This is a genomic window from Catellatospora sp. KI3 (genome assembly GCF_029948125.1).
Taxonomy (GTDB): Bacteria; Actinomycetota; Actinomycetes; order Mycobacteriales; family Micromonosporaceae; genus Catellatospora.
This window is the reverse complement of sequence record NZ_JASAMB010000012.1, coordinates 1-23699: the sequence shown is the minus strand read 5'-3', so window position 1 is coordinate 23699 and position 23699 is coordinate 1. Positions and strand designations below refer to the sequence as shown.

Genomic DNA, 23699 nt, shown 5'->3' with positions numbered 1-23699 from the left:
CTCCGGGTATGGGCCAGCCGCGGATGCCGGACCGGCCGGCAGGGACAGGAGCAGTGGTGCAGCCGACCTCGGTGCGAGCCAGTACCCGGAACAAGATCAGCACGGCCGCGCGGCGGATCGTCGACTTCGCCGGATCGGCGTGGGCGGCCGCGGCGGCGGTCGCCATGGCGCTGCTCTGGCTGGCGGGCGGGCTGATCGGCGGCTTCACCGAGCACTGGATGACGGTGCTGGTAGCGGTGACCAGCGTGTTCACGTTCATCATGGTGTTCCTCATCCAGCACACCGCCGGCCGCGAGTCCCGGGCGATCCTGCTGAAGCTCGACGAACTCGTGCGGGCGACCAGCGGAGCGCGCAACGATTTGATCGCCGCCGAGCAGCGTCCCCTGCACGAGCAGGACGACCTGGAAGAGCAGGTGCACGCCGCCACCTGAGTCGGCTGCGGGCGCGTGGGAATCCGGCTGTGCCGCGACCGTACGGCGACGATCGCATTCCGGATTGTTTAGTCACCGGCGGCGTCGGGCAGATCGATGGTGTAGCGGATTCCTAGGCGCAGAGGAGAAGGACATGACCGTCGCAGGCATCATCTCGGCCATCATCGTGGGTCTGGTCATCGGCGCACTGGGACGCCTGGTCGTTCCCGGCCGGCAGAACATGCCCATCTGGCTGACCATCGTCGTCGGTATCGTCGCGGCGCTGATCGGCACCGCCCTCGCCCAGGCCGTGGGCGTCGCCGTCACCGACGGCGTCGACTGGATCGAACTCGTCTTCCAGATCGGCCTGGCCGCGCTCGGCGTGGCGCTCATCGCGGGCGTCCGGGGCCGCTCGACGATCTGACCACCCACAGGACTCTCCGGCCCGCGGCGAAGCGCCGCGGGCCGAAGTCTGTCCGAAGGCCGGGACGCGCGAGCGGGCGGTGCTGTGCCACCGGACGTCCGATAGGAGGTCGGCTACGTTGACTGCCCGCGCTAGCGTCGGCACATGGCCGACTTCTGGAGCGTCGTCGATGCGATCGGGTCGTTCGGCGGTATGGTCCTCGGCGGTGTCGCGGGCATCGTCGCCTACCGGTTGTACAAGGTCGAGTCGGAGCGGGATCGACAGGCAGAGCTGCTGCGGCTCGAGCAAGCTCACGAGAGAGCCCGTCACCAGGCTTCACGTATCGGCTACTGGTATGACACCGACGAACGCTGCCTGAACGTCTTCAACGCCTCCTCGCTTCCGATCTACGGGATCAGGGTGGTCCTGCGGCAGGACTCGACCCGTCTTGCGGAACTCGCCCCGCCATTCAACCAGCGAGTGGTGGCGATGCCGCCCGGCAAGTTGGTCGAGTGGCCAGTCCCTCACTTCGACGACATGCAGCCGCAGCGCGAACCGATGGGTGAGTGCGTGCTCCTGTTCACCGACAGCGGGAACTCGGTGTGGGAACGAACGCTAGACGGCAGCCTGAAGGCGTTCGCCGGGACCGGGCGTACCAGCGGCGAGCTGACCACCCTCGACCGGACCTATTAATGCCGCAGCGGCACGGCGCCGATCAGGAGCCAGCCGTCGAACTCGGCGCGGCCAGGGGCGTCGGGTTGCCAGCCGCGGCTGAGCGCCTCGTCGAGCAGCGCGCGCACCACGCCCGGCCGGTTCAGGTTCACGTAGTCGTCACCGCGTACCACCGCGCCGGCGTGCAGCATGCCGTCCGACACCAGACGCCCCGGGCCGCCGGCAAAGACGACGTCCAGGCGGCCGGGCGCGCCGTCGCGCCGTATCGTGACGTGCTCGGTGCAGTCCCGGTAGCGCGGGGTGCCGTCGTCGGCGTGATCAGCGCGGTGGCTGTGGGAACCCGCCCAGCGGTACGTCGTCTGACCGACGAGCAGTACCCGTGCACCCTTGCGATGTCCCACCCGGGCAGCGTACCCACGCCCCCGGAGCAGCGCTCTGCCCGCGTTCGTGCGTGTCGGCGGCGTCCGCCTGCGGCCTGACGGTACAAAGAGTCCATAACACGCGGGGTGGGGATGGACACGATGTTCGGGCGCCGACTGGTCGGTGCGGTGCTGCTCGGCTCGATCCTGGTCGCGCCGCTGGGCGTGGGCGACCGGGTGGCGGCGGCGCCGCAGGCGGGCTTCACGCCGCACCCGGCGGTGGCGTGGGGGAGCAACGCGGACGGCCGGCTAGGCGACGGCACCACGCAGCTGCGGCAGACACCGGTGGCCGTGACGGACCTGCTGTCGGTCGCGCGGATCGACGCGGGCACCGGGTACGGCATCGCGCTGCTGGCCAACGGCGCACTGCGGGCCTGGGGCGACAACGAGCGCGGCCCGCTGGGCGACGGCACCCGGACCGACCACTCCACCCCCGGCGTCGTGACCGGTCTCGACGACGTCACCGCCGTGGCGGCCGGCGCCGTCCACGTGCTGGCACTGCGCCGCGACGGCAGCGTGTGGGCCTGGGGCGACAACAGCAGCGGGCAGCTCGGCCTGGGCGTCATCGACCCGGAGCCGCAGCTCACCCCGGTACGCGTGCCCGGGCTGGCGAAGGTGCGGGCGGTCTTCGCCCGGGACAGCTACTCCATGGCGATGCTGGCCGACGGGACGGTGCTGGCCTGGGGCAACAACAGCGCGGGAGTGCTCGGCAACGGCACGTTCGGCACGGACGACCCGAACCCGACGCCGGTGCGGGGGCTGCGCGGTGTACGGACGATCGCCGCGGGCAGCGGCCACGTGCTGGCGCTGCGGCGCGACGGCACCGTGCTGTCCTGGGGCGCGAACAACTTCGGCCAGCTCGGCCGCGGCACGGTCAGCCAGACGCCGTCGCCGGTGCCCGCCCCGGTGGAGGGGCTGTCCGGGGTGGCGGCGATCGCTACCGGGCTGCGGCACAGCCTGGCGCTGCGCAAGGACGGCACGGTCCGGTCGTGGGGCGACAACTCCGCCGGAGAGCTGGGCATCGGCGTCTTCGGCGGCGTACGCGACCGGCCGGTCACCGTGCGGCGGCTGGCCGGGGCGCGCGCGGTCGCGGCCGGGTTCGACACCAGCTACGCGCTGTCGCGCAGCGACGATGACGTCGTACACACGTGGGGCCGCAACGACACCGGCCAGCTCGGCGACGGCAGCACCACCGGACGTGCGCTGCCGGTCACGATCCAGACGAGCCTGGACGCCGTCTCCGCGGTGGCCGCCGGAAACGGCTTCGCCCTGGCCGCGGGGTGACCGCCTCATGCCCCGCTGACGAGCGCCAGTTCGTTGCCCTCAGGGTCGGTGATCAGCCAGCGGTTCTCCGACTCGCCACGGAGTCGGCCACCGGCGGCGAGGGCCGCGGCGAGGCGCGTCTGCGCTAGGTCTGACGGCACCGCGAGTTCGAAGTGGACGCGGTTGCGCTGGCGGCGCCGCTCCGTCTCCGAGGTGTCCAGTTCCTGGAACACCAGCACCGGGTTCAACCGTCGCGGATCGTGAATGTCGCTGACCCCGGCCCGCCGGTCGTGGCTGTAGCCGAGTGCGGCCACCCAGAACGCGCGGACCGCGGGTACATCGGCGGCGTCGAGGAAGAGCTGGGCGAAGCGCGGCAGTGCGGGATCCGCGACGGCCCCGAGTCCGCGGGCAGCGGTCTGGACGTCCGCGGCGAGGTCGGTGAAGTCGAGCTCGAAACCGTGCGCGTCGCCGTCGTACTGGTCCTTGCCGCTGTCGATGATCACGAGGCCGGGGCGCAGATCGATCAGCAGCGGGAAGCCCACGTCCTGCGCAAGTGCCGCAGCTGCGGCGGCGAGGTCGCGCTGCTGCGTCGGCGAGGTGGTGCGGTAGCACGCCATCGCGCTGAACACCGCCTGCCAGTCGGCTGTCCTCTCGTCGTCGAGGGCCGCGCCCGGCACCAGGTCGACCTCGTTGCCGTCGGGGTCGGTGTGGCAGACCCCGTACGGTCCTGAGGCCGCACCGGGGCTCGCCTGCTCGACCGCTGCGGCGGGCCGCACCACGTCGAGGTGGATGCGGTTTCGCAGCGGGCGTGGCTCGGTGGACGGCCTGATCCGTATCGCGGGATCGCGCCGCAGCGGATCGGCCAGACCGCCGTCCTGCCCGGGTGCGTAGCCGAGTACCCGCTGCCAGAACCGGCTCACCGCAGCCGGGTCCGCGGATTCGAAGACGACGCTCAGGTGCTGCAGGGCAGCCGGATTCGCGGCCAGCCCGAGCTCCCGCGCGGCCGCCGACACCGCCTCGGCGTGCTCGTTCGAGTCGAGGCGTACGCGCACGCCTGTCGGGCGCAGCTCGACCACGATCTCGGCCGACAGCTCGACGATGCGCCCGGCCAGCGCGGCGCCCTCGATCAGCGAAGCCGCGTCGAACCATGCCGTCGCGACGCCATCGACTGCCCGCCAATCGGCTCCGATCTCTGCCATGCCGAGCACTGTAGAGCGCGGCGGGGACGACCTCCATCCGGGTGCTGAACGAGGAGGCGGCGGCCAGGGTCGCGCGCGCTTTCGTGGCCGTGCTGCCCGGCGTGCCACCCGGCCGCCGCCGTGGTCGGCGGCGGCCGGGTGCGCCGATGCCAGGCTATGGCGCGGAAAGTCTCGCCGGGCCGTCCCGATCGAACGGCCCGGCGGTCCGCGGCCCGTAGACCGTCGCGGTCACTTCGCGGCCGGTCGGACGCCGCGCGTCAGGCGTAGATGAACCAGTAGCCGGCGGGGTAGGTGCTGCCGCTGGGGTACCAGACGCACTGGAGCGGGCCGGTCCAGCCGTAGTTCTGCATCCCGTAGTTGCCGATCCGGACGCACTCGGAGTAGTCGTAGACGACGCCGCGAAGGCTGGGTGTCGCGTGCGCGGGCGTGGCTCCGACGAACACGGTGGCGCCGACCAGGACCGTCGCCGCGATCGCCATCTTTACTCTGCGCATCTTTCCTCCATCGATAGAGCGGTTAAGTAAAGAATAGATAGCAACCGATCTAATCGGAGGGTCTGTCCCGGCAGTTGGGTCGGTTCAGAACCGGTCGAACGGTTCGGCGTACCGGAAACGGCCGGCCAGGCCTTCGTACCGGCTGAGGGTTCGGACCTGGAAGTTGTCACCCCATGCGGGGACCGGCGCGGCCACCCCGACCGACCGCGCTGGAACGAAGCCGAACCGGCCGTAGTAGTAAGGGTTGCCGAGTAGCCCGACCAGGGGCTCACCCAGCGCGTCGGCCGCGCCGAGGACGGCGTGCATCAGGGCGGTACCCAGGCCGGCTCGCTGTCGGTGTGGGAGGACGCTCAGCGGCCCGAGACCGAGGACCGGCCGGTCATCGACATGAGCCCGCGTCGCGAGAACGTGGCCGACGACCTGGTCGTCCTCGACCGCGACCAGCGACAGTTCCGGAATCCAACCGGCATCGTCGCGCAGCCACGAGACGAGCGTCGCCTCACCTGGATCGCCACCTGGCACTACCGGCGGTGCGCTGTGCGCGACACCGCGGAACGCGGCCGCCGTAACAGCGTGGATCGCGTCGACATCATCGGAGCGTTCACGTCGAACTATCATCACCGCACCATCGGGCCTTCTCCGCCCGCCGTCAACGGAATTCGCCGGGTCGGCGCGCAGCCGCGGCTCCGTTCGCGGCGACTTGCTGCTACTCCGTCGGCGACGACAGACCGCGGGGCGTCAACCGCCGCCGCAAGGCCACCACGAACACCCCGGCCGCGCTGAAATCGATCCGCGCCGCACGCCCCGACGGCGCCCCAATCTACGTGATCATGGACAACCTGTCCGCCCGCAAGAGCGAGACGATCCGCCACTGGGCCGGCAAGAACCGCGTCGAACTGTGCTTCACCCCGACCTACGCCTCCTGGGCCAACCGATCGAGGCCAACTTCGGCCCGCTGCGCCAGTTCACCATCGCCAACTCCACCACCGCAACCACACCGCCCAGACCCGGGCACTGCACGCCTACCTGCGCAGGCATCGGCTGGGGCGGACGCCCACTCACCACCGCAGCCTGACCAAGCCGGCGAACATATACAGCCAGAGCACTAGGCCGCGCCGCGGTGGCAGCGTCGAGTGTCCGGGCTGCCTGGCGGACCCGTCGGGATTTGAACCTGCGAACTCTGGGCTATGCACCCATCGGACCAGGACAGCCACCCGTACCCAATGGGCAAGCCGTGCTCAAGCCAGGCAGCACCGATGCCCACGCCGTCCGAAACAGGTGCCACACAGATCGTCATGACCGCTTCGCCCCTGCCGGGCCACGGCGAGCAGGCTGCGAGCCGACAATTCTGAACGGCTCGCATCCACATCGGTCAGAGCATCGACAGCGATGTGACAGCGCTGGTTCACCGCGCGCCCGACGACGCATGGCGATCATTATTGAATAGGTGCGAGACTATCTCCACGATCAGACGAGCGGGTGGGGGCTTCGTTGTCACCGGGTCCGAGAAGCAATGCTCTGATTTCGGCCGAACTGATAGTCGGCGCCGCCCTGGGAATCCTGATCCTCGTCCTCGGATACCTCGAGGAGAGCATGACGTCGCAGAGCTTCTGGCGGGCACTGCTGGCACTCGGCGTGGTGGCCATCGCGACGACCGCGACCGCACTGCTCATCCAGCACCGCATCGTGTCGCGCCATCTCGACCGGCACGAGGACGGCGCGGCCGAGTTGCACACGAAGATCGTGACGGTGATGAACACCGAGCTGTCGCAGGACCGGCAGACCCTGCTGGCGATGTCTAACAATCTCCAGACCGGCCTGGTCGAATACAACCGGCGGCTGGAACGCCTGCGTTCGGACCTCGGGCTCGCGGCCACGCACATCATCTCCGATCCCGCCCTGGTTGAGATCGAACGGACCGCCAACGTGCAGGACATCTGGCTGGTCACCGACGAGCTCCTGGCTGAGCTGGGCGGCGAGAAGGACCCCCTATTCGACTTCATGGACGTCATGCGGGCCAACCTCGCCCGAGGCGTGAAATACACCTACATCCTGCCCGACCGAGTGCATCTGCAAACGCGTGCGGAAAGCATTCGAGCCCATTTCAGCGAGTTTCTCGATACGCGTCTCAACTTCGCATTACTGGCCGAGGATCTGTGGTCGAAGCTGCCCGTTTCGCAGGGGGAGTACTTGGTGTACGGACCACATCGGGGTCGGGAGAGTCAGGTGTACTATCAAATTCCCGTTGAGCGCAGGCCACGAGTGCGCCAGTGGGTTAGAGTCAGTCCCGACCTTCACGACTTCTGGATCGGACAGACTGCGCTGGTCCTCAACCAGGCCAGTCGCCCGAACCTCAGTGGAAGATGAACGATCCTCACTGGAGATGGCGTGCAACTTGCCTCATCGTTGAAATTCGGCGTTCCATCCACCCTGAACTGGCATTACGACGAGTGGTTCGCCCCTGTCGCCGGTGACGTCTCGCATCCGGCGATCATCGAATCGATCACCTACGTCGACGAGTCCCGCATCCAGGACCACCCGTTCTTCGCGGCCGCCGGCGTGTCCCGCGACATCCTCCGGCTCTGGGTGAGCCAGGAGCTGATCGTCACCAACCCGTTCGCGCAGTTGCTCATGAACCTCGCCGCCTCGCTGGGGCATGTGCACATCCGTTCCATGATCATGCAGATCGCCCGGGGTGAGCATGGTCCGCTGCGCGACCGCGTCGCGCCGCTGGCCCACCCCTGGCTGCTGCACCAGCTCGGCGGATCCGTGGGTCTGACACCAGGGGACGTCACTCCGTTCGCCGAGACTGTCGAGTTCCTGCGCGAGATCGAGAGCGCCTGCGCCACGTCGCCGCTGACCGCCGTCGGCGTGCTGGGGATGGGCAGCGAGCGGCTGCTCATACCCGAGTACACGGCGATCAAGGGCGCGTTCGAGACCGGCTGGCCCGACTGCGACTTCCGCCGCTTCCTCGATGCCAACATCACCGAGGACGAGCAGCACGCCTCGCTTATGGAGGTGGTGGCGGCGTCCATGATCGAGCTTGGGGCAGACCCGAGCGATTTCGTCAAGGGCACCCAGATCGGGGTCGACTCCCGCATCACTTATTACACGCGACTGCACCAACGGGTCGCCGGCCTCGGCTGACCGAAGTCCGACCGGGCAAAGGCAGTAGGCGCCGAGACTCCCAGCCAGTCGCGCCGGGCGGCCCACGTCACCACCGCCTCTCATCCTGCGGCCACTGTGCACACATAGAGTTCGAAGCCCGGCTTCCCACGTTAGGGAAGCCGGGCTTCGACCTGCGCTTTATTCAGCTTGATACACAGTTCGTTCAGCAGCCGCTGAACATCGGAAGCCAGATCGTCGCGATAACCCATGGGAAGGCCTTCGCGGGCCACGTCCAGGCTGCCAACCCGGTAGACGTTAGCGGTCACGGCACTAGACCGGCGGCAACCGGGTGTCGTCAGAGATCTTCACGACCTCGAAGTCGCTGCATCCCGCGGTGGCGATCTCGCCGCGGATCCGCTTGCCGGAAGGCGGGAGACTGGCGCCGAGAGCGACCATCACCCAGTCGCCGGGCTGGGAGATCCAGTAGTCCGGTCGTAGGGCCAGGGTCGTGGCGGAGTACGAGCCCTCCATCGCGAAGGAGCCCCGGGGCACGTCCGGGTTGCCCGGATGCGGGTAGAACTCGAACGTGGCTTTCACCGTCTGGTCGTCGTCCACGTACACCGTCAGTGTCAGCCCGGTGAGGCCCTGCCTGCACCGGTAGGTTCCCTTCCAGGTGCCGGACAGCAGGTCGCGTGCCCGCGTGAGCCCGTCGGCCGCCGTGGATCCAGCGGGCGAGGGCAGGGGCGACGGCGATGCCGCCGGTGCGCTCGCCGCGGCGGCGGTCGGCCGTGCCGTGGTCTCGTGCTGATCGCCGTCCGCCTGGGCTGGTTCGAGCAGGCGGAGCCCGCCGAAGACGGCCGCCCCGAGCAAGACGGCGAGCATCGCGAGGCTCAGCAGGACGACGGCGACCACGAGGGCGGTCGACCGGGATCGCGGCTCGCCCGGTGTCGCGGGCGGGGTCCAGGGCGGCAGCGCGTCCACGACGGTCGGCGGCGCGTGCCGCGGATCGCCGCCTGGGAGCACCACGGTCGGGTCGGCCTCGTTGACCAGCGTGGCCAGCCAGGCGGACAGGTGCGGCGGCCGGCCGGCCGGGGCTGCCGCCAGCGCGTCGAGGATCCGGCGCTGGACGGTGGTCAGCGACCCGCACATCGGATCGGCGCGCAGCCGCTCGGTGAGCCGGTTCAGGTCGAGCCCGTAGCCGTCGGCCCGCGCCGGAGGCTGCTCGCCCAGCACCGCGTGTGCGACGGTGGCGGCGAAGGCGAACCGGTCGGTGGCGGGGTCGATCGTGCCACCGGGCTGGAACAGCTCGGGCGCCGCGTACGGGGCGGATCGGCCGGTGATGAGGGTGCCGTCGGCGATCCGCATGAGGCCCGGGTCGACCAGGACGGTCGACCCGTCGGGCCGCACCACGATGTTGCCGGGTTTGACGTCGCCGTGGGCGACCGCCTGCACCGTCTGCCGGCCCGAGTGCAGCTCGTCGAGGGCTGCGGCCACGCCGGCCAGCGTACGCAGCCGGTAGGGCAGCGGCCGGTCACGGACGCGGACGAGCCAGTCGGGGAGCGGCTGCCCCTCGACGTGCTCCATGACGACGTAGTGGCGCTCGTCGAGGGCCGGCTCGCCGGCGCGGTGCCGACCGGGGCCGACGAACAGTTCGAGCACCCGGACCAGGCCCGGGTGGTGGACGCTGCGCAGCAGCGCCGAGTGCCGCTCCCATGACTCGACGTCCCGGCCCTGGCCGGGTTCGAGGATCTTGATCGCGACACGCTGGCGGCCCTGCTGCGACAGGCTCCGTTCGGCGGACCAGACCTCGCCCTCGGCGCCCGCGCCCAGCAACTGGAGCAGGCGGTAGGTGTCCGGCGCGGAGCGGGGGCCTACGAACAGGCGGTCCTCATGCATGGCAGCCTCCGTCACGGCAGGAGTCCGCATGACTATACATAGGACTGTCGTCGCCTCCGCTTCCTGAGATCGCAGCCGGAGCCGACCTGCCGCTGCGACCAGCGCCACAACATCTTGAGCGCCCGCTCAAACACCGGTACCGTCGCCGACGAAAGCCGTTGAGCGATCGCTTAAGGAGACGCCGTGCACCACTCCGACCTGCCCGAACCACCCCGACCGGACCGGCCCCGGCCCGGCGCCGAGCAGCTGCTGCCGCAGTGGCAGGTGCCCGAGCCCGGCGACCGGCCCGAACCGCGGGCCTCGCTGCGTGCCAGGCTCGCGGTCGCCGCCATCGTGACCGTCGTCGGCGCGGTCGCGTTCGTCGCGACCGTGCTGGACGGACGCACCGACAGCGCCATGGTCTTCGTCGGCCTGCCCACCCTGCTCGCGGTCGCGCTGACCCTCACCTCGGTACGCAACGTCTACGGCCGCGTCACCAAGGTCGTCACCATCGTGCTGCTGCTCACCGCGGTCTTCCTGCACGAGGGCTTCATCTGCGTGGTGCTCGCCGCACCGCTGGTCTACGCCGTCGCGCTCGGCGTCACCGCGGTCGTCCAGGCGGTCCGGCGCGGCAGCCGCACCTACGCCCTGGTGCTGCCCCTGCTGCTGATCAGCGGCGGAGAAGGCCTGGCACCAGAGGTCCGGGTCAACCCGCAGCAGGCCGCTTTCGTGGTACGGGTCCTGCCGCTCACGGTCGACCAGGTCGCCGCACGGCTCGCCGACGGACCCGAGCCGACCGCACTGCGGTCGGTCACCCTGCGGATGCTCAGCATGCCGACCCCGCTGCAGGTCGAGGGGGACGGCCTCGACCTGGGCGACCGCTGGATGTTCGCGTACCACGGCTCGGCGCACGGCCCCGGCGGCCACATCGTCACCGAGATCACCGAACGCTCCGCGCAGCGGGTCGGCTTCGGATTCGTCGAGGACACCACCATCAACGCGCGCTGGTTCCACTGGCGCCACGCGGCGGTGACCTGGCGCGCCGTCGACGCCGGACACACCGAGGTCACCCTCGACATCGCGTACGAGCGCAGGCTGGATCCGTTCTGGTACTTCGGCCCGATCCAGCAGACCCTCATGCACGCCGGCGGCGAGCACCTGCTCGACATGCTCGACCTGCGATGACCTCCGCCGTCACGCTCACCGTCGCCCGCTACGCCTGCCTGGTGCTGCCCCTGGCGGCGCTGGGCGGCGCGGCGCTGACCGCGCTGCGGCCCGGCGCCCGCACACCCGATCCGGCACAACGGCGCCGACTGCGCGGTGCGGCGCTGCTGTCCTTCATCGCGGCGGCCACCGGCATCGCCGCGCTCGACACGGTGGCCCAGCGGCTGGGCTGGTGGTCGTACACCCCGGTGGACGGGGCCTGGCGCGGCCTGCCGGTCGACCTGTGGCTGGGCTGGGCGGTGCTGTGGGGGCCGGTGCCGGTGCTGGCGCACCGGGCGCTGCGGACGCCGCTGGCGCTGCTGCTCCTGCTGTGGCTGGACCTGCTGGCCATGCCCCGGCTCGACCCCCTGGTCGAGCTGGGTCCGCACTGGTGGCTCGGCGAGCTGGCCGGGATCGTGGCAGTGGCGCTGCCCGCGCAGCTGCTCGGCTGCTGGACCGCCCGCGACCGGCGGCTCTACCCGCGCGTGCTGCTGCAGCTGCTGACCTTCTCCGGCACCGTGCTGTGGCTCATCCCCACCTCGGCGTTCACCTACGGCGACGGTTCCTGGAACCACCTGTGGCGGCTGCCGTCCCCGGTGCTGCCGCTGCTGGCGCAGCTGGCCGCGCTGGTGTCGGTGCCGGCGCTGGCGGCGATGCGGGAGTTCGCCGTACGCGGCCAGGGCACGCCCTACCCCTGGGACCCGCCGAAACGTCTGGTCAGCACCGGGCCGTACGCCTACCTGGCCAACCCCATGCAGCTCAGCGCCTCGCTGCTGATGCTGGTGCTCGCGGTGGGCGCGGGCAGCTTCACCCTGGCCGCCACCGCCGTGGCCGCCGTCGCGTTCAGTGCGGCACTGGCGGCACCGCACGAGCAGGCCGACCTGGCCGCCCGGTTCGGGCCCGCCTGGCGCGCCTACCGCGGCCAGGTCCGCGCCTGGATGCCCCGGCTGCGTCCGCTGCCCCGACCCGCCGCGACCGTCTGGCTGGACCAGGACTGCGGCCCGTGCGGTGCCGTGACCGGTTGGCTGCTGCGCCGGCATCCGGCGGACCTGGTGGTGGCCGCCGCCGCCGACCACCCCGAGGTGCTGTGGCGTGCCCGGTACACCGGCCCCGACGGGCATCAGGCGCGCGGTGCGGCCGCGGTCGCCCGGGCGCTGGAGCACACCCACCTGGGCTGGGCGTACGTCAGCTGGCTGCTGCTCCTGCCCCCGGTCGCCTGGCTGGCCCGGCAACTCGCGGACGCCTTCATCGCCGCCCCGCACCCCGCTCGCGCCGCGGTTCGCAGGTAGCCCGCCTGCATTGGCCAGTTTCAGGCGTACGGGCGCATGTCAATGCTTTGTGGCGGATCTTGCATCATTTGTCAGCGCTCGATATGTCTTGCGGTAGATGAAAGGATGATCTTCGAGTGGTCCTATGTAGACGACAACTGACGACAGGAGCATCATGTTGCTTCGGCGACACCTCAGCGTGGCTCTCAGCGGTGTGCTGCTGGCCGCCGCTCTGGGCACCTCCACACCGGCCGTCGCGGCCGGCACGCCCGCCGACCCATGCACCGGCCCCGACCCGGGCGCCAGGCCGGCTTCGTGCGGAACCGCCTCATACGACGTCTTCCCCGGCGCCAGGATCGGTGAACGCAGCGGCCCGGCGGCGCTGACGACCAAGGACCTCGCCGCCCGGGGCGTGTCCGTCGAGCAGGCCGGCCCGCAGCTGGTCGCGTGTGACGGCGACGGTACGTCAGGCAAGCGGATCGAGGTGCTGTACCTGCGTGAGGCCACCATGCCCGACCGGTACGCGCAGCTGCTGCCGATGATCCGGGCCTGGCTGGCCAACGCGGACGACCAGTTCAACGACCAGGCGGCCGTCAGCAACCGCAGCCGCCACCTGCGGTTCGTGACGACCGCGGTGTCCGGCGGCTGCGCGGCGGTGGTCCGCAACCACGTGGTGCCCGCCGGCTCGCTGGCGACCCTCGACACCAGCAAGACCGCCGCGCAGAACCTGGGGTATAACAGCAACGACCGCAAGTACCTGATGCTGACCGAGGCGACGGTGATCTGCGGCGTCGGCGAGATCAAGCCGGACGACCTCACCACCGGCGCGGGAAACCTCAACAACGGCCAGAGCTTCGCCCGGGTCGACGCCATCCCCGGCTGCTTCGGTGCCAACGCGATCGCGCACGAGCTCGGTCACACCCTCGGTGCGGCGCAGCTGACCGCGCCGCACACCGACGGCAGCTGGCACTGCCTCGACCAGTGGGACCTGATGTGCTACGGCGGCACCCCCACGTGGACCTGCCTGCAGTGGAACGACTACCGGCTGCCCGACTGCAACCGCGACGACTACTTCAACGCCAACCCGACGGCGGGCAGCTACCTGGCCACGCACTGGAACACCGCCAACAGCGCCTACTTCATCGCGGGCGGGACCGCCGACGTCACCACCCACCCGAAGGTCGGCTGGACGTACGCCATCACCAGCGCCTCCACCGGTGAGGCGCTCGAACCGATCGGCGCGTCGACCGCCGGGCTGGTCGAGCTGAGCCAGCGGACCCGGGTGGACACCCCGAGCCAGAAGTGGCTCATGGGATACACCACCGGACTGCAGTTCATCAACACCGGCAGCGGCATGTGCCTGGACAGCTCCTACAGCGGCACCACCCCCGGCACCACCACCCTGCAGTACTACTGCGCCGGCCAGGACGGCATGCGACTGGCCTACCTGCCCGTCGGCAGCGGCCAGTACGCGATCTTCGACTGGCTGTCCGGGCTCGCGCTGACCGTCTCCGGCGCCTACCCGACCCCGGTCCAGCAGCAGCCCTACACCGGCGCCGCGAACCAGAAGTGGGTCTTCAACCGGATCACCGACCCGGGGCCGGTCAACAACGGCGTCTACTACCTCCAGGGCATCAACAACCTGGAGAACGCCGAGGTCGCCGGGGCTTCGACCGCGTCCGGGGCGCTGATCACCCATGCGGCGCCGTCCGGTGCGACCAGCCAGCGCTGGAAGCTCCAGGCCAGCGGCTCGTACTGGAAGCTGCTGAACGTCAACAGCAACCTGTGCCTCGACCTGGTCAGCGCCAGCACGGCGGCCGGCATCGGCGTGCGGCAGGCCACCTGCGCCGCCGCGACTCGGCAGGAGTGGACGCTGCGGCGGGTCGCCGACGGCACATACTTCCTGGTCAACCGGTACAGCGGCAAGACCCTCCGGATGACCGCGGGTAGTGGGTCCACGCTCGACCAGCAGACTGTCGTCGGTGACAACCGCGACCTGATCTGGACGCTGCGGCCCGTCTGACAGGCCGCCCGGACTCGTCGGCAGGCACCGGCCGGAAGCCCATCGGGCTTCCGGCCGGTGCCTGCCGGTGGCGAACCACCGTCGCAGCGCACGCCGAGACCCTCAGATCTACCGGTACACGCGGACGTCGAAGCGCCACGCCCCCGAGTTGTCGCCGGTGTATGTGTCGTTGACGTAGAACAGCAGCCGCACCGGGAGGGAACTGGTCCACACATGGCAGCCGCCGAAGAGGGCCGCCTGCTCGGGATTGCCGACCCAGCCTCCCGGATTGTTGTTGAAGCGCTGGATCGCCGAGTACTGCAGCATCTGCGGGAAGGGCCAGTTGCCGGGCGCCGGGATGCTGTCGCCGTAGGGTCCGACAGACGGAGCGCCCCAGCCCATGCCGACCTTGTCCCAGTAGGAGGCGGAGACGCTGAAGACGTTGCCCGCCGCGATGGCGTTGGGCGGGTTGCCGCCGCTGGGGAAGCTCCCTCCGCCGTTGCCCTGGATGAAGATCGTCTCTGCCGCTTGCGGGGCACGCGCGTGCCAGCAGTTGTCCATGGCGGTCGTCGCCACGGCGCTGGCCTTGTAGACGAGGATGCGGAAGTCCCACCCGCCGCTGTTGTCCGCTTGGTAGGTGTCGTTGACGTAGAACAGCAGCCGCATCGGGAAGCTGTCGAACCAGCGCACGCACCTGTTGAAACCCGTCGCCGCGGCCGGGTTGCCGACCCAGCCGGCCGGGTTGTTGTTGAAGCGCAGCACCGAGGAGTACTGGGCGAAGCCGGGGAAGGGCCAGCCGCTCGGCGCGGGTTGGCCGTTGCCGTCAGGGCCGTAGCTGCCCGTGCCGCCGCCCATGTTCGCGGTCGACATGCCCGGTCCGGTAAGTGGGATGACGTAGAAGACGTCACCCTGCTCGATGAGGTTGCGGGGCGCGGCCTCGGCGGGGAAGCTGCCGCCGCCGTTGGCGCGTACGGTGACGGTGGTGTCGATCTCGGGCACCAGGCCCTGGTCGCACCGGTTGACCGCCTCGGCCGCACCGGCCTGCGCCGGAGCGGCGTCGACCACCAGGGCTACGGCGGCGACCAGCACCGTGAGCAGTACCGACAGCCGGCGCTTTCGAACTGTCATCATATCGATAGTGTTCCATTGCTTCGCAAGCCGTGATGCGGCATCGTCTGTGGGCATGAGATCTCACCTCAAACGGATCACTGTGGCCACCCTCGCCACGATCGCGATGGCCCTGACCGGCCAGCTCCTCGGCGTCGGCGCCGCCACCGCGGCCCCCGCGCCCGCCGCCGTGCGGGTGCTCTACTACGACGCCAGCCAGGCCGCCGAGTTCGTCACCGCGGTGCACCAGGGCGCGGCCAACTGGAACGCCCGGGTAGGCAACGTACGCCTGGAGCGGTGGACCGCCGGCCACCCGGTCGACATCCGCGTCTACGCCGACAACAACTGGCCGCGCGCCTACGTCAACTCCCTGGGCAGCGGCACCGTGTACATGGGCCGCCAGGCCACCGTCGAGGGCCACAACCCGACCCGTATCGCGGCTCACGAGCTCGGCCACATCCTCGGCCTGCCCGACCGGCGCACCGGCGTGTGCTCCGAGCTGATGTCCGGCAGCAGCGCCGGCACCTCGTGCACCAGCGCCTTCCCCAACGCCCAGGAGATCACCAAGGTCAACAGCCTGTTCACCAGCGGTGCGCTGGTCACCGCCGGCTGGCGCCAGGACGGCGCCTGACCGCAGGCCGCCACCCGGCGGCCACCGCCCGCCGCCCGGCGGGGACGGCGCTTCGGCGGCCGTCCCCGCCGGTCGACGCGTCGCTGTTCTGCGCGGACCTGGCCGACGTGCCCGTTTTCACGCCGGGTGTGCCACGCGGTCGTCGCCTTCCGCGCCACCTGGCAACGGCAGGTTTCGCGGCGCTGCGACCGGCGATCGCGTGCCGCGTGCTCCGCCGGTCGCGCCGCGAGGAGAAGCGTGGATCCGGAAGCGTCGGCCGGGGTTCGGGCCGGGGGTGGCCGTGATCCGCAGCGGGCGTCCCGGTCGCGTCGGTGACAGGCGCAGCCGCTGGACCAGCATCGCGATCGTGGCCACGGACAGGACCTGGGTCATCCCGGCGCCGAGGCAGGTGTGGCCGCCGACGGAGAACGGCGCGTAGACCGCCGAGTTGCGCGCGGCGGCGAAGTCCCGGTCGAGGTCGAACCGCTGCGGATCGGGGAAGTGCTCCGGCAGCTGATGGGTCACGCAGGTGGCGACGAGTACGCGCTGCCCTCGGTCGACGCGGAAACCTGCGAAGTCGAACGCCTGCGCCGCGGTCCGCGCGGAGCCGGGCGCCGGCGGGTGGACCCGCAGCGTCTCCAGCACCAGACCGTGCAGGACGGGCAGGTCGCGCAGCCGGTCGAAGGAGAGGCGACCGGCTCGGCCGGCGGCGTCGACCTCGTCGGTGACCCGAGCGAGCACGCCGGGATTCCGCAGCAGCACGTCGATCATGAAGCTGTAGAGGTACGCCACCGTGTTGACACCGGCGAAGTATCCCTGCAGCGCCATCCCCGCCCGCACGTCCAGCGGGTACGGGACGCCGTGCTCGTCGGCTGCGTCGAGTGCCAGGTCGAGCAGGTCAGGGACGCCGTCGGACGGCCCGGCCGCCCGCTCGGCGAGCGCGGCGCGGGCGAACCGGTGGATCTCGGCGCGCGCTCGGCGGTAGGCCGGCCAGCGCAGGGCCGCGGTCGGCCACTTCCCGGCGATGGTGACGTCGAGGACGAGCTCGAAGGCCGATCGCAGCGTCTGGAACCGGGCGGCCGAACTCGCACCGGTGTAGGCGATGGACAGCTGGGCCGCGGCGAGCCGCTGGCACGCGTCGACCACGGGCAGCGCGGGCCGGTTCGCCCAGTCGTCGAGGATCCGTTCGGTCTCGTCGGCGACCTGCTCCCAGCGCGCGGCGAGCAGGTCGCGGGACAGGCCGGTGGCGAGCAGTCTGCGCAGATGCCGGTGCGGGCGGCCGCGAAGCACGTGGACCCGCATGCCGAACTCCCGATCGAGTCCGCCGAAGCTCTCCTCGCTGGTGAACACCTGTTCGCCGTGTTCGACCAGGAAACGGTTGGCGGCCGCCCCGGCCATGATGACGAATGCCTGGTTAAGGGCGCGTACCCGGAACACCGGACCGAGGTCCAGGTAGGAGTCGACGAGGAACTGCTGGACGTCGCCCATCATCTGCAATGCGTTGCCCAGCAGCGGAATGCCCGGGACGATCGGCGGTGGTTGGCCTACGGTCACGTCCGGAGATTGTCCGGGACGGATGTCACGGCAACCAGTGCAGCTCCGGAACGAGAGCCTCTACGGGGATGCGCTCTCGGGCGTTCGGGTGTTCCACGCCGTCCCGACCGATGACGTCCAGGCCCGCCGGGGTGACGAGGGATCGTGCGAACGAGAGCACGATCAGGTTCCGGTCGTCGCTGAGGTGTTCGACCTGCCACCGGCTGCTGAGCACGAGCAGCCATCCCCGGCCGCGCCAGGTGAACACGCCGGTCGCCGGGTCGAAGCGGTCGACGCCGACGATCCGCTTCGTGGCGCCGCCGCGGGTGCGGTAGGTGACCTCGTCGCTGAGGGTGAGCGGCTCGTCGGCGACCAGTCCGTACCGGAACGTCGGTTGCAGCCTGCGCCCCGACCGCCACATCGGGAAGGTCGTCGCCAGGACCCGCCATCGGCCGGGAAGTGCCTCGCGCAGCGTCTGGGGGTCACGCATCGGGGAAGCGTACCAACGGTTCGAACCGCCCCGTGCCCGCACGCGGTCGGCAGAACGTGCCGCCGCGCTCGCGGGTACCGCTTCGAGTGTCGGATAGCCGAAGCGGTGGCAGTCGCCCACCGCACAGTGCGGCGCCTGCCGCGGCCGCATGCTCGGTCGATGGCGGACACTGCGGCCGGGCTGTCCCGGCGACGGGCCCTGGCGGGCCTCGGCGGGCTCGCGGCGCTGACGCTGCTGCCGGGCTGCCGGGAGGCGATCGAGGCGGCGGCTGACAGCTGCCCGGAGGATCCGGCCGAGTCCGGGGGCGTCACCTGGAATCCCGACATCGGCCGCCCCGTGTTCTGGGGTGTGCAGGACCTGACCACGGCCGCCCATGGCACGCCGCGCGACCTGCGCGTGTACTACCCGAGCTACGACGGCGCGACCGCGGACGCCCCGATGCTCAAACTGTGCCTGACGAAGTGGCCGGTGGTGCTGTTCCTGCACGGGCAGCCGCCGACGGGCGTGCCGAACACCGGTTACCACGCGCGCTGGGAGCGGTTCGCGGCGGTGCTGGCCCGATGCGGGTACGTCGTGGTCGTGCCCAGCCACACCGCGGTCCTGTCGCAGGGCGCCGACGACCCCGCCATCGCCGACGCGGGCGCGGACCTGGCCTGGGTGCGCACCCAGTGGGAGCACCGGCGCTGGGTCGACGCGCGTGCCGAGTCCACCGCGGTGGTCGGCCACTCCTACGGCGGGGTCCTGGGCTCGCGGGTGATGGCGGCCAACCCGGCGTTCGCGGCGTTCGCCAGCCTCGGCGCGCCGTACGCGGAGCTGAACGACCGGCAGGCGGTGCTCACCGCGATCGGCCGGCCGACGTTCTTCGCCTGGGCCGACGGGGACGGCCTCGGCCTGGTCTTCGAGGACCTGGACCAGCCGACGAAGGTCTGGGACGGCCTGCCCCAGCCCCGCTACGCGGCCGTGTACCAGGGCGAGCACTTCGACTACCTGCGCGCGGCGGACACGGGCTCGGCGCTGCGCGGCCCGTGCCCGCTGGTCGGTGGTGCGATGGCGGACCTGGTCGCGTTGTTCCTGTCCACGCAGCTGCCGGTGCCGCTGGGCCGCACCCGGGTCGGCGACGACCTGAAACCGCCGCAGGTGGACCTGACCCCGGCGCAGGAGCGGTTCGCCGGTGCGCACCTGCAGGGCGTCGCGCAGTTCCAGGCGGCCCCGGACTGCCGCCTCGACCTGCGCTGGAATCTCGACGGCCGGACCGGCTCCCGCCGCCTCGGCACCTGACGGACCAGCCGCTCACCGCCGGTGAGGCCGCCGAACCGGATGCGGCGGGAGAGGCCCACTCGGCTGGGCCGCCTCCCGCCGCATCCGTTCACCGCTCGCCGGAGACCCTAGGCGATGCTGCAGGTCGCGGTGGCGGTCTTCGTCTGGTTGCTCTCCGAGGTCGCGGTCACCTTGATCTGTGCGGTCGCTCCGGCGCCCGCGCCGCGCTTGGCGTGGACCTGCACCGGCACGCTCTGACCGAACTTGGCCGTGACCACGGTCGCCGGCAGGGCGGTCGTCCATCCGGTGCTGGTGGTCGTCGCCGAGATCCGGTATACGTCCGCGGCGACGTATGAGGTCACGCTCTCCGGGTGGCCCGATGGCACGGTCCCGGCCACGCCGGTGTTCTGGAGCGTCAGCGTGCAGGTGGTCCAGCCGTCGGCCGGGGGTGCGGTCGCGGTGGCCGGGGCCACGGACACGCCGCGCACGTGCTGGCCCGCGCCGTCGAGCGAGCGCACGGCGACGGTGTAGGACAGGACGCCGGCGCCGTCGCGCTGGATGTCGAGCACGTACACGTGCAGCCGGTTGGCCGTGTCGATGTACTCGTACTCGCTGCCGGAGTCGGTGCCGGCGTGGAACAGCGCGTCGGACAGCTGCCGGTAGTCGCCGATGGTCATCTTCTGCGGCGTGCCGTTGGGGCGTACGAAGTCCGTCTGGTCGATGTCCTGGGGGTTGGCGTCGATGGTCCAGATGAACGGGGCCGAGTCGGCGTTCTTCGTCTTGGCCAGCAGCACGCCGGAGTCGGGGGTGAACGAGTCGAAGCCCATCCGGTCCACGACCTCGATGGTGTAGTTGTTGTACCCGCCGCCGTCGCACCTCGGGTTGGTGCTGGTGCTGCAGGTGGCGCTGCGGTCCCCGCCGTCCAGGGCCACGTTCAGGCCGGTGAGCCCGGTCGTGCCGGGCTGGACGGCCCGGGCGGTGACCCGGGCGACGACGAGGCCGGAGCTTGCCAGGGCGTTGCGGGACAGCCGCAGCACGTTGCGCTCGTCGATGATCCCGAGCTTGATCTTGTTGCGCAGCATGTGCTGCGCGCCCATGCTGGCGCCGCCCGTGGCCGGGATGAGCCAGCGGCTGTGCGGCCCGCCTGGACCGTTGAACGTGCCCCGGTCGAGCATCTCCCAGGGGCCGCTGTAGGCGCGCCGGGCCGGGGTCGAGTACGGGTTGTTGTAGTTGTCGGCGATGCCGAGGATGTGGCTGAACTCGTGGGCGTAGACCGCCATGCCGGAGCTCTCGGCCTGGGTGGAGCTGCCGGTGACGGCGTTCGGCCAGATGTTGGCCGACGCCTGCCAGGAGGTCCACTCGATGTACCGGGTGTAGTTCCAGTTGGGCAGTGCCGTGTCCGGCGGGCCCCAGGCGTCGGTGACGCTCTCCTTCGTGGCGAACTTCATCTCGCCGAACTCCTGCCAGGTCGACGACTCGTCCTGCCCGGCGCTGAGGTAGAAGACGAAGTCGTACTGCGCGACCACGGCACTGCCGACGGCGGCGACCCAGGCGGCGCGGGCGTCGGTGCGCAGGTCGCGCTGGCAGGAGTCGCCGCTCGGACAGCCCGAGCCGCGCTGGAAGCTGTCGATGCCGTACTGGTGGCTCTTGGCGGGCATCTGGTAGACGCCGAAGGCCCCGAGCTCGATCCCGTACCGGCCGCCGGAGTCCTCCATCCAGTACTCGTGGATGGTGTGGCCGTGGTTGAGCTGGCTCGGCGTGTTGAGGAAGTCCTTGTAGAACTGCGGCACCTGCGTCCGGGGCAGGTTCTGCACGCTCGTCGGATTGCCGTAGATGGTGGAGTTCGCCGGCCGCGTGACGACGAAGGGCTGGTTCGGATAGTCCACCAGCACGAGCGCGCCCTTGAAGGTGCGCACCGAGCCGCGCACGGCCGGGTTGGCCCAGTTCGTGCCGGGGACGGGCCGGTAGTCGTCCCAGGTCATGGTGTCGGGTTGCTCGAAGTTCTGCTGGTCGATCGGTCGCGGCGCGTCCGCCGCGAGCATCTGGGGCTGGGCCTGCTGCCGTTGCCACGGCTGCGTCTGCGGCCAGTGCCGCTGCTGCCACGGGTTCGACGGCGGATCCGGCAGCGGGCTCGCCGCGACCGGCGTCACGGCCAGCCCGCCCCAGGCCAGCGTCAGCACCGCGGCCCAGGCCATGCCTCTTCTCCAAGCGATCATTGCGCGCCCCTCAGTGGGTAGGAGTCAAGCCATGGCTATATTGACATACATCGTGGCTGTCCGCAGGTGGGCTGTCGGCGGATCGGCCTGAGGCGGGGGCCATCGCCGCTGTCTGGCATGACGTGCGCGTACGTCGGACTCGCTCGGGCCGCGACAGGACAGCCCCGGCGTCAAGGGACGTCAGCGTAGGCGCAGGCCGACCACGCAGGTGTCGTCGTCGGGGCTGGCACCTGGCAGCATCTCCTGCAGCCGCGACAGCGGCTGGTCGGGACCCGCGGCGGAGATGCCGGCGAGAATACCTTTGATGTCAGCCAACCGCTGGTCCGGGTCGGCCGGCGGATGCTCGATGAGCCCGTCGGTGTAGAGCAGCATCAGATCGCCGGCCATGAGGGTCAGCTCGGCGGTGCTGTAGGAGAACTCCGGCAGGACACCCAGCATCACTCCACGGGGATGGGCGAGCTCGGTGACCGAACCGGCGCGCGCGTGCAGCGGGCCCGGGTGTCCGGCGTGCGCCCAGACGACACTGGTCTCCACGATGTGGGCGACGAGCGCCGTCCCGGTGGTGTCCAGCTGCAGGCAGAGCTGGTTCAGGTTGCCGATGAGCCGGTCGGGGTCGGTTATGCCGATACTCACCCAGGCGGTGAGGGCGTAGCGCATCTGGGCCATGGTGTTGGCGGCGGCGATGCCGTGCCCCACCACGTCACCGATGCCCAGCACGGTCGTCCCGGTCGGACTGGTCAGAGCCAGGTACCAGTCGCCGCCGACGTGACTGCGGCGTTCGGCGGGCTGGTACTGCACCAGCACCCGCAGGCCGCCCAGGTCGAACGGTTCGGCGGGCACCGGCAGGATGATGTGCTGCAGCTGGGCGGCGATGCGCTGCTCGGCCAGCAGCGACAGCTGGTGGCGGCGCAGTTCGGCGCCGGCTTTCTCCAGGGCCGAACTCGCCTCCGCCGACGCCGTGACATCCTGGACCAGCGCGTAGATCTTCAGCGGCTTGCGGGCGATGTCGTACGTGATCTCGGCCAGCACCCGCAGGTGCCTGATCCGGTCGGCGATCCGCATCCGGACCACGATGTCGGTGCGGCCGGCGTCGTCGAGGTCGTGCCAGGCCGCGGCGGCCACCATCCGGTCCTCGTCCAGCACCAGCGCGGCCTGCGCGGCCTGTGCGAGCGGCCCGTCGGCCGGATCGCGTCCGAAGATGCGGTACAAGCCGGCCGACCACGTGCTCACGCCGGTGAGCATGTCGTACTCGACCCAGCCCAGGTTGCCCAGCGCCTCGGTGCGGTCCAGGCGCCGCCGGTCCTCGTCGACCCGGTGCCACGAGACCAGCAGGCCGCCGCGCAGCGGTTGCACCGACACGTCGAAGACCGACGTCTGCGGGACCCCGCCGCGCTGCTCCTGGTGCACGAACCCGTGCTGCGACCACGGCTGCCCGGTGTCGAGCACCCGGAGGTAGGCCTGCCACAGATCACCGCCGACCAGGCCGGGGTAGCGCTGCGAGAGCCGGCTGCCGATCCGTTCCCGGCTGCCGCGCCCCGCTATGTCGACGGACGACTCGGTCGTGGCGGCGGTGAGGAAGTCGCACACCTGCCCGTCGGGCGCGCGTACCGGCATGAGCCAGGTATGGCCGCCCGGCAGCATCGCCAGCAGTTCCCGGATCACCGGCAGCGCCGCGACCTGTTCGCTGTCCCGGCTGGCGCAGGGGTCGTCTCCGGAGGCCGGTGCCGCCGGATCCAGCACGGTTAGCCTCCTCGCAGCTCCATCGGACCCCGGGCGATAGGCGACGGTGCGACGTCGAGCGCCAGTACTCCGCATCCTCGTGCAGTGTGATTGCGAAAATTGTCGATGATGGCGCTCGGGAGGGCAACCGTGTCACCGCGCGAGGCTCGTACCGATCACGCCCGGCCGAGCGGCTGGCTTCGGCCGGTCCTGCGGCAGGTTCGGCTGTGGCCGCCGGGGCGGTCGCATTCGATTTCGGGGTAACGTCACCGAAACCTGAGTGGAACGCCAGCGCAAATACGGCAGTGACAATGGAATCATCCGCGAGCAGCGACCGCGCAGGCGGTCATGCTCATGCTATGCTCACCCGTCATCGACGCCGGGGCCGACGGGCACCGCGTCGCACACACCCAAGTGTCGGCGCCGCTCCGTTCGGTGGGAATCCGCGAAC

At 70.7% G+C, this 23699-nt stretch carries 22 protein-coding genes and 1 pseudogene; 12 read left to right on the top strand and 11 right to left on the bottom strand.

The features are described 5' to 3' along the window. The first annotated feature begins 56 nt into the window (after nucleotides 1–56). The 3 genes from QEZ54_RS19820 (at nucleotide 57) to QEZ54_RS19810 (ending at nucleotide 1506) form a co-directional block, all read left to right on the top strand. The gene (locus QEZ54_RS19820; RefSeq protein WP_281306153.1) at nucleotides 57–431 is read left to right on the top strand and encodes a low affinity iron permease family protein; all 375 of its coding nucleotides are present in this window, start codon (nucleotides 57–59) and stop codon (nucleotides 429–431) included. Nucleotides 432–564: 133 nt separating this feature from the next. Then, on the top strand, nucleotides 565–834 hold the full coding sequence (locus QEZ54_RS19815; protein WP_281306152.1) for a GlsB/YeaQ/YmgE family stress response membrane protein: 270 nt from the start codon (nucleotides 565–567) through the stop codon (nucleotides 832–834). A gap of 144 nt (nucleotides 835–978) precedes the next feature. Next, a complete protein-coding gene (locus tag QEZ54_RS19810) occupies nucleotides 979–1506 on the top strand; it encodes a hypothetical protein (RefSeq protein WP_281306151.1) in 528 nt (175 codons plus the stop codon). Here the strand turns inward: QEZ54_RS19810 and QEZ54_RS19805 are convergent. Then, on the bottom strand, nucleotides 1503–1886 hold the full coding sequence (locus tag QEZ54_RS19805) for a hypothetical protein (protein WP_281306150.1): 384 nt from the start codon (nucleotides 1884–1886) through the stop codon (nucleotides 1503–1505). The two genes, QEZ54_RS19810 and QEZ54_RS19805, sit on opposite strands and share 4 nt — an antisense overlap. A 111-nt stretch (nucleotides 1887–1997) precedes the next feature. Here QEZ54_RS19805 and QEZ54_RS19800 point away from each other — a divergent pair, with 111 nt between their 5' ends. Continuing rightward, nucleotides 1998–3188, top strand: a complete 1191-nt coding sequence (locus QEZ54_RS19800; protein ID WP_281306149.1) for a cell wall anchor protein — start codon at nucleotides 1998–2000, stop codon at nucleotides 3186–3188. Nucleotides 3189–3193: 5 nt separating this feature from the next. Here the strand turns inward: QEZ54_RS19800 and QEZ54_RS19795 are convergent, their stop codons facing one another. The 3 genes from QEZ54_RS19795 to QEZ54_RS19785 all read right to left on the bottom strand — a co-directional run bounded on the left by QEZ54_RS19795 (nucleotide 3194) and on the right by QEZ54_RS19785 (nucleotide 5478). Then, nucleotides 3194–4366, bottom strand: coding sequence for a VOC family protein (locus tag QEZ54_RS19795; protein WP_281306148.1), 1173 nt, complete (start codon nucleotides 4364–4366; stop codon nucleotides 3194–3196). A 257-nt stretch (nucleotides 4367–4623) separates the two neighbouring features. Then, nucleotides 4624–4860, bottom strand: coding sequence for a hypothetical protein (locus tag QEZ54_RS19790; RefSeq protein ID WP_281306147.1), 237 nt, complete (start codon nucleotides 4858–4860; stop codon nucleotides 4624–4626). Nucleotides 4861–4944: 84 nt separating this feature from the next. Next, nucleotides 4945–5478 carry an N-acetyltransferase gene (locus tag QEZ54_RS19785; protein ID WP_281306146.1) on the bottom strand — a complete coding sequence of 178 codons (534 nt, stop codon included), beginning with the start codon at nucleotides 5476–5478 and terminating at the stop codon, nucleotides 4945–4947. A gap of 86 nt (nucleotides 5479–5564) precedes the next feature. On the opposite strand from QEZ54_RS19785, the pseudogene QEZ54_RS19780 reads away from it, so the two are divergent. From QEZ54_RS19780 to QEZ54_RS19770, 3 genes and pseudogenes are all read left to right on the top strand, one after another. Further along, nucleotides 5565–5859: pseudogene (locus tag QEZ54_RS19780) on the top strand (transposase); the annotation flags it as partial. Between the two features lie 594 nt (nucleotides 5860–6453). Continuing rightward, nucleotides 6454–7227, top strand: coding sequence for a hypothetical protein (locus tag QEZ54_RS19775; protein WP_281306145.1), 774 nt, complete (start codon nucleotides 6454–6456; stop codon nucleotides 7225–7227). Between the two features lie 21 nt (nucleotides 7228–7248). Then, complete coding sequence (locus QEZ54_RS19770) at nucleotides 7249–8007, top strand: iron-containing redox enzyme family protein (RefSeq protein ID WP_281306144.1); 759 nt, start codon at nucleotides 7249–7251, stop codon at nucleotides 8005–8007. 131 nt (nucleotides 8008–8138) lie between these two features. Here QEZ54_RS19770 and QEZ54_RS19765 read toward each other — a convergent pair whose 3' ends face one another. Both QEZ54_RS19765 and QEZ54_RS19760 read right to left on the bottom strand, forming a co-directional pair. After that, complete coding sequence (locus QEZ54_RS19765; protein WP_281306143.1) at nucleotides 8139–8294, bottom strand: hypothetical protein; 156 nt, start codon at nucleotides 8292–8294, stop codon at nucleotides 8139–8141. A 4-nt stretch (nucleotides 8295–8298) separates the two neighbouring features. Then, nucleotides 8299–9864: a serine/threonine-protein kinase gene (locus QEZ54_RS19760; RefSeq protein ID WP_281306142.1), complete on the bottom strand. Its 1566-nt coding sequence runs from the start codon at nucleotides 9862–9864 to the stop codon at nucleotides 8299–8301. A 183-nt stretch (nucleotides 9865–10047) separates the two neighbouring features. Here QEZ54_RS19760 and QEZ54_RS19755 point away from each other — a divergent pair, with 183 nt between their 5' ends. From QEZ54_RS19755 to QEZ54_RS19745, 3 genes are all read left to right on the top strand, one after another. Beyond that, nucleotides 10048–11028: a hypothetical protein gene (locus QEZ54_RS19755; protein ID WP_281306141.1), complete on the top strand. Its 981-nt coding sequence runs from the start codon at nucleotides 10048–10050 to the stop codon at nucleotides 11026–11028. Further along, complete coding sequence (locus QEZ54_RS19750) at nucleotides 11025–12335, top strand: methyltransferase (protein WP_281306140.1); 1311 nt, start codon at nucleotides 11025–11027, stop codon at nucleotides 12333–12335. The genes QEZ54_RS19755 and QEZ54_RS19750 overlap by 4 nt, the downstream gene beginning before the upstream one ends. A 154-nt stretch (nucleotides 12336–12489) precedes the next feature. Next, nucleotides 12490–14337, top strand: a complete 1848-nt coding sequence (locus QEZ54_RS19745) for an RICIN domain-containing protein (RefSeq protein ID WP_281306139.1) — start codon at nucleotides 12490–12492, stop codon at nucleotides 14335–14337. 108 nt (nucleotides 14338–14445) lie between these two features. Here QEZ54_RS19745 and QEZ54_RS19740 read toward each other — a convergent pair whose 3' ends face one another. Beyond that, nucleotides 14446–15444: a hypothetical protein gene (locus QEZ54_RS19740; protein ID WP_281306138.1), complete on the bottom strand. Its 999-nt coding sequence runs from the start codon at nucleotides 15442–15444 to the stop codon at nucleotides 14446–14448. A 55-nt stretch (nucleotides 15445–15499) separates the two neighbouring features. Between QEZ54_RS19740 and QEZ54_RS19735 the strand changes: the two genes are divergently transcribed. Then, the gene (locus QEZ54_RS19735) at nucleotides 15500–16054 is read left to right on the top strand and encodes a snapalysin family zinc-dependent metalloprotease (RefSeq protein ID WP_281306137.1); all 555 of its coding nucleotides are present in this window, start codon (nucleotides 15500–15502) and stop codon (nucleotides 16052–16054) included. 117 nt (nucleotides 16055–16171) lie between these two features. Here the strand turns inward: QEZ54_RS19735 and QEZ54_RS19730 are convergent, their stop codons facing one another. Together QEZ54_RS19730 and QEZ54_RS19725 are read right to left on the bottom strand one after the other, a co-directional pair. Beyond that, nucleotides 16172–17587, bottom strand: a complete 1416-nt coding sequence (locus tag QEZ54_RS19730) for a cytochrome P450 (protein ID WP_281306136.1) — start codon at nucleotides 17585–17587, stop codon at nucleotides 16172–16174. Between the two features lie 25 nt (nucleotides 17588–17612). Then, nucleotides 17613–18056, bottom strand: a complete 444-nt coding sequence (locus QEZ54_RS19725) for a hypothetical protein (protein WP_281306135.1) — start codon at nucleotides 18054–18056, stop codon at nucleotides 17613–17615. A 159-nt stretch (nucleotides 18057–18215) separates the two neighbouring features. Between QEZ54_RS19725 and QEZ54_RS19720 the strand changes: the two genes are divergently transcribed. Continuing rightward, a complete protein-coding gene (locus QEZ54_RS19720) occupies nucleotides 18216–19334 on the top strand; it encodes a hypothetical protein (protein WP_281306134.1) in 1119 nt (372 codons plus the stop codon). A gap of 107 nt (nucleotides 19335–19441) precedes the next feature. On the opposite strand, the gene QEZ54_RS19715 is transcribed toward QEZ54_RS19720, so the two are convergent. After that, nucleotides 19442–21508 carry a M6 family metalloprotease domain-containing protein gene (locus QEZ54_RS19715; RefSeq protein ID WP_281306133.1) on the bottom strand — a complete coding sequence of 689 codons (2067 nt, stop codon included), beginning with the start codon at nucleotides 21506–21508 and terminating at the stop codon, nucleotides 19442–19444. A 201-nt stretch (nucleotides 21509–21709) separates the two neighbouring features. Further along, nucleotides 21710–23269 carry a SpoIIE family protein phosphatase gene (locus QEZ54_RS19710; protein WP_281306132.1) on the bottom strand — a complete coding sequence of 520 codons (1560 nt, stop codon included), beginning with the start codon at nucleotides 23267–23269 and terminating at the stop codon, nucleotides 21710–21712. Nucleotides 23270–23699: the final 430 nt, after the last annotated feature.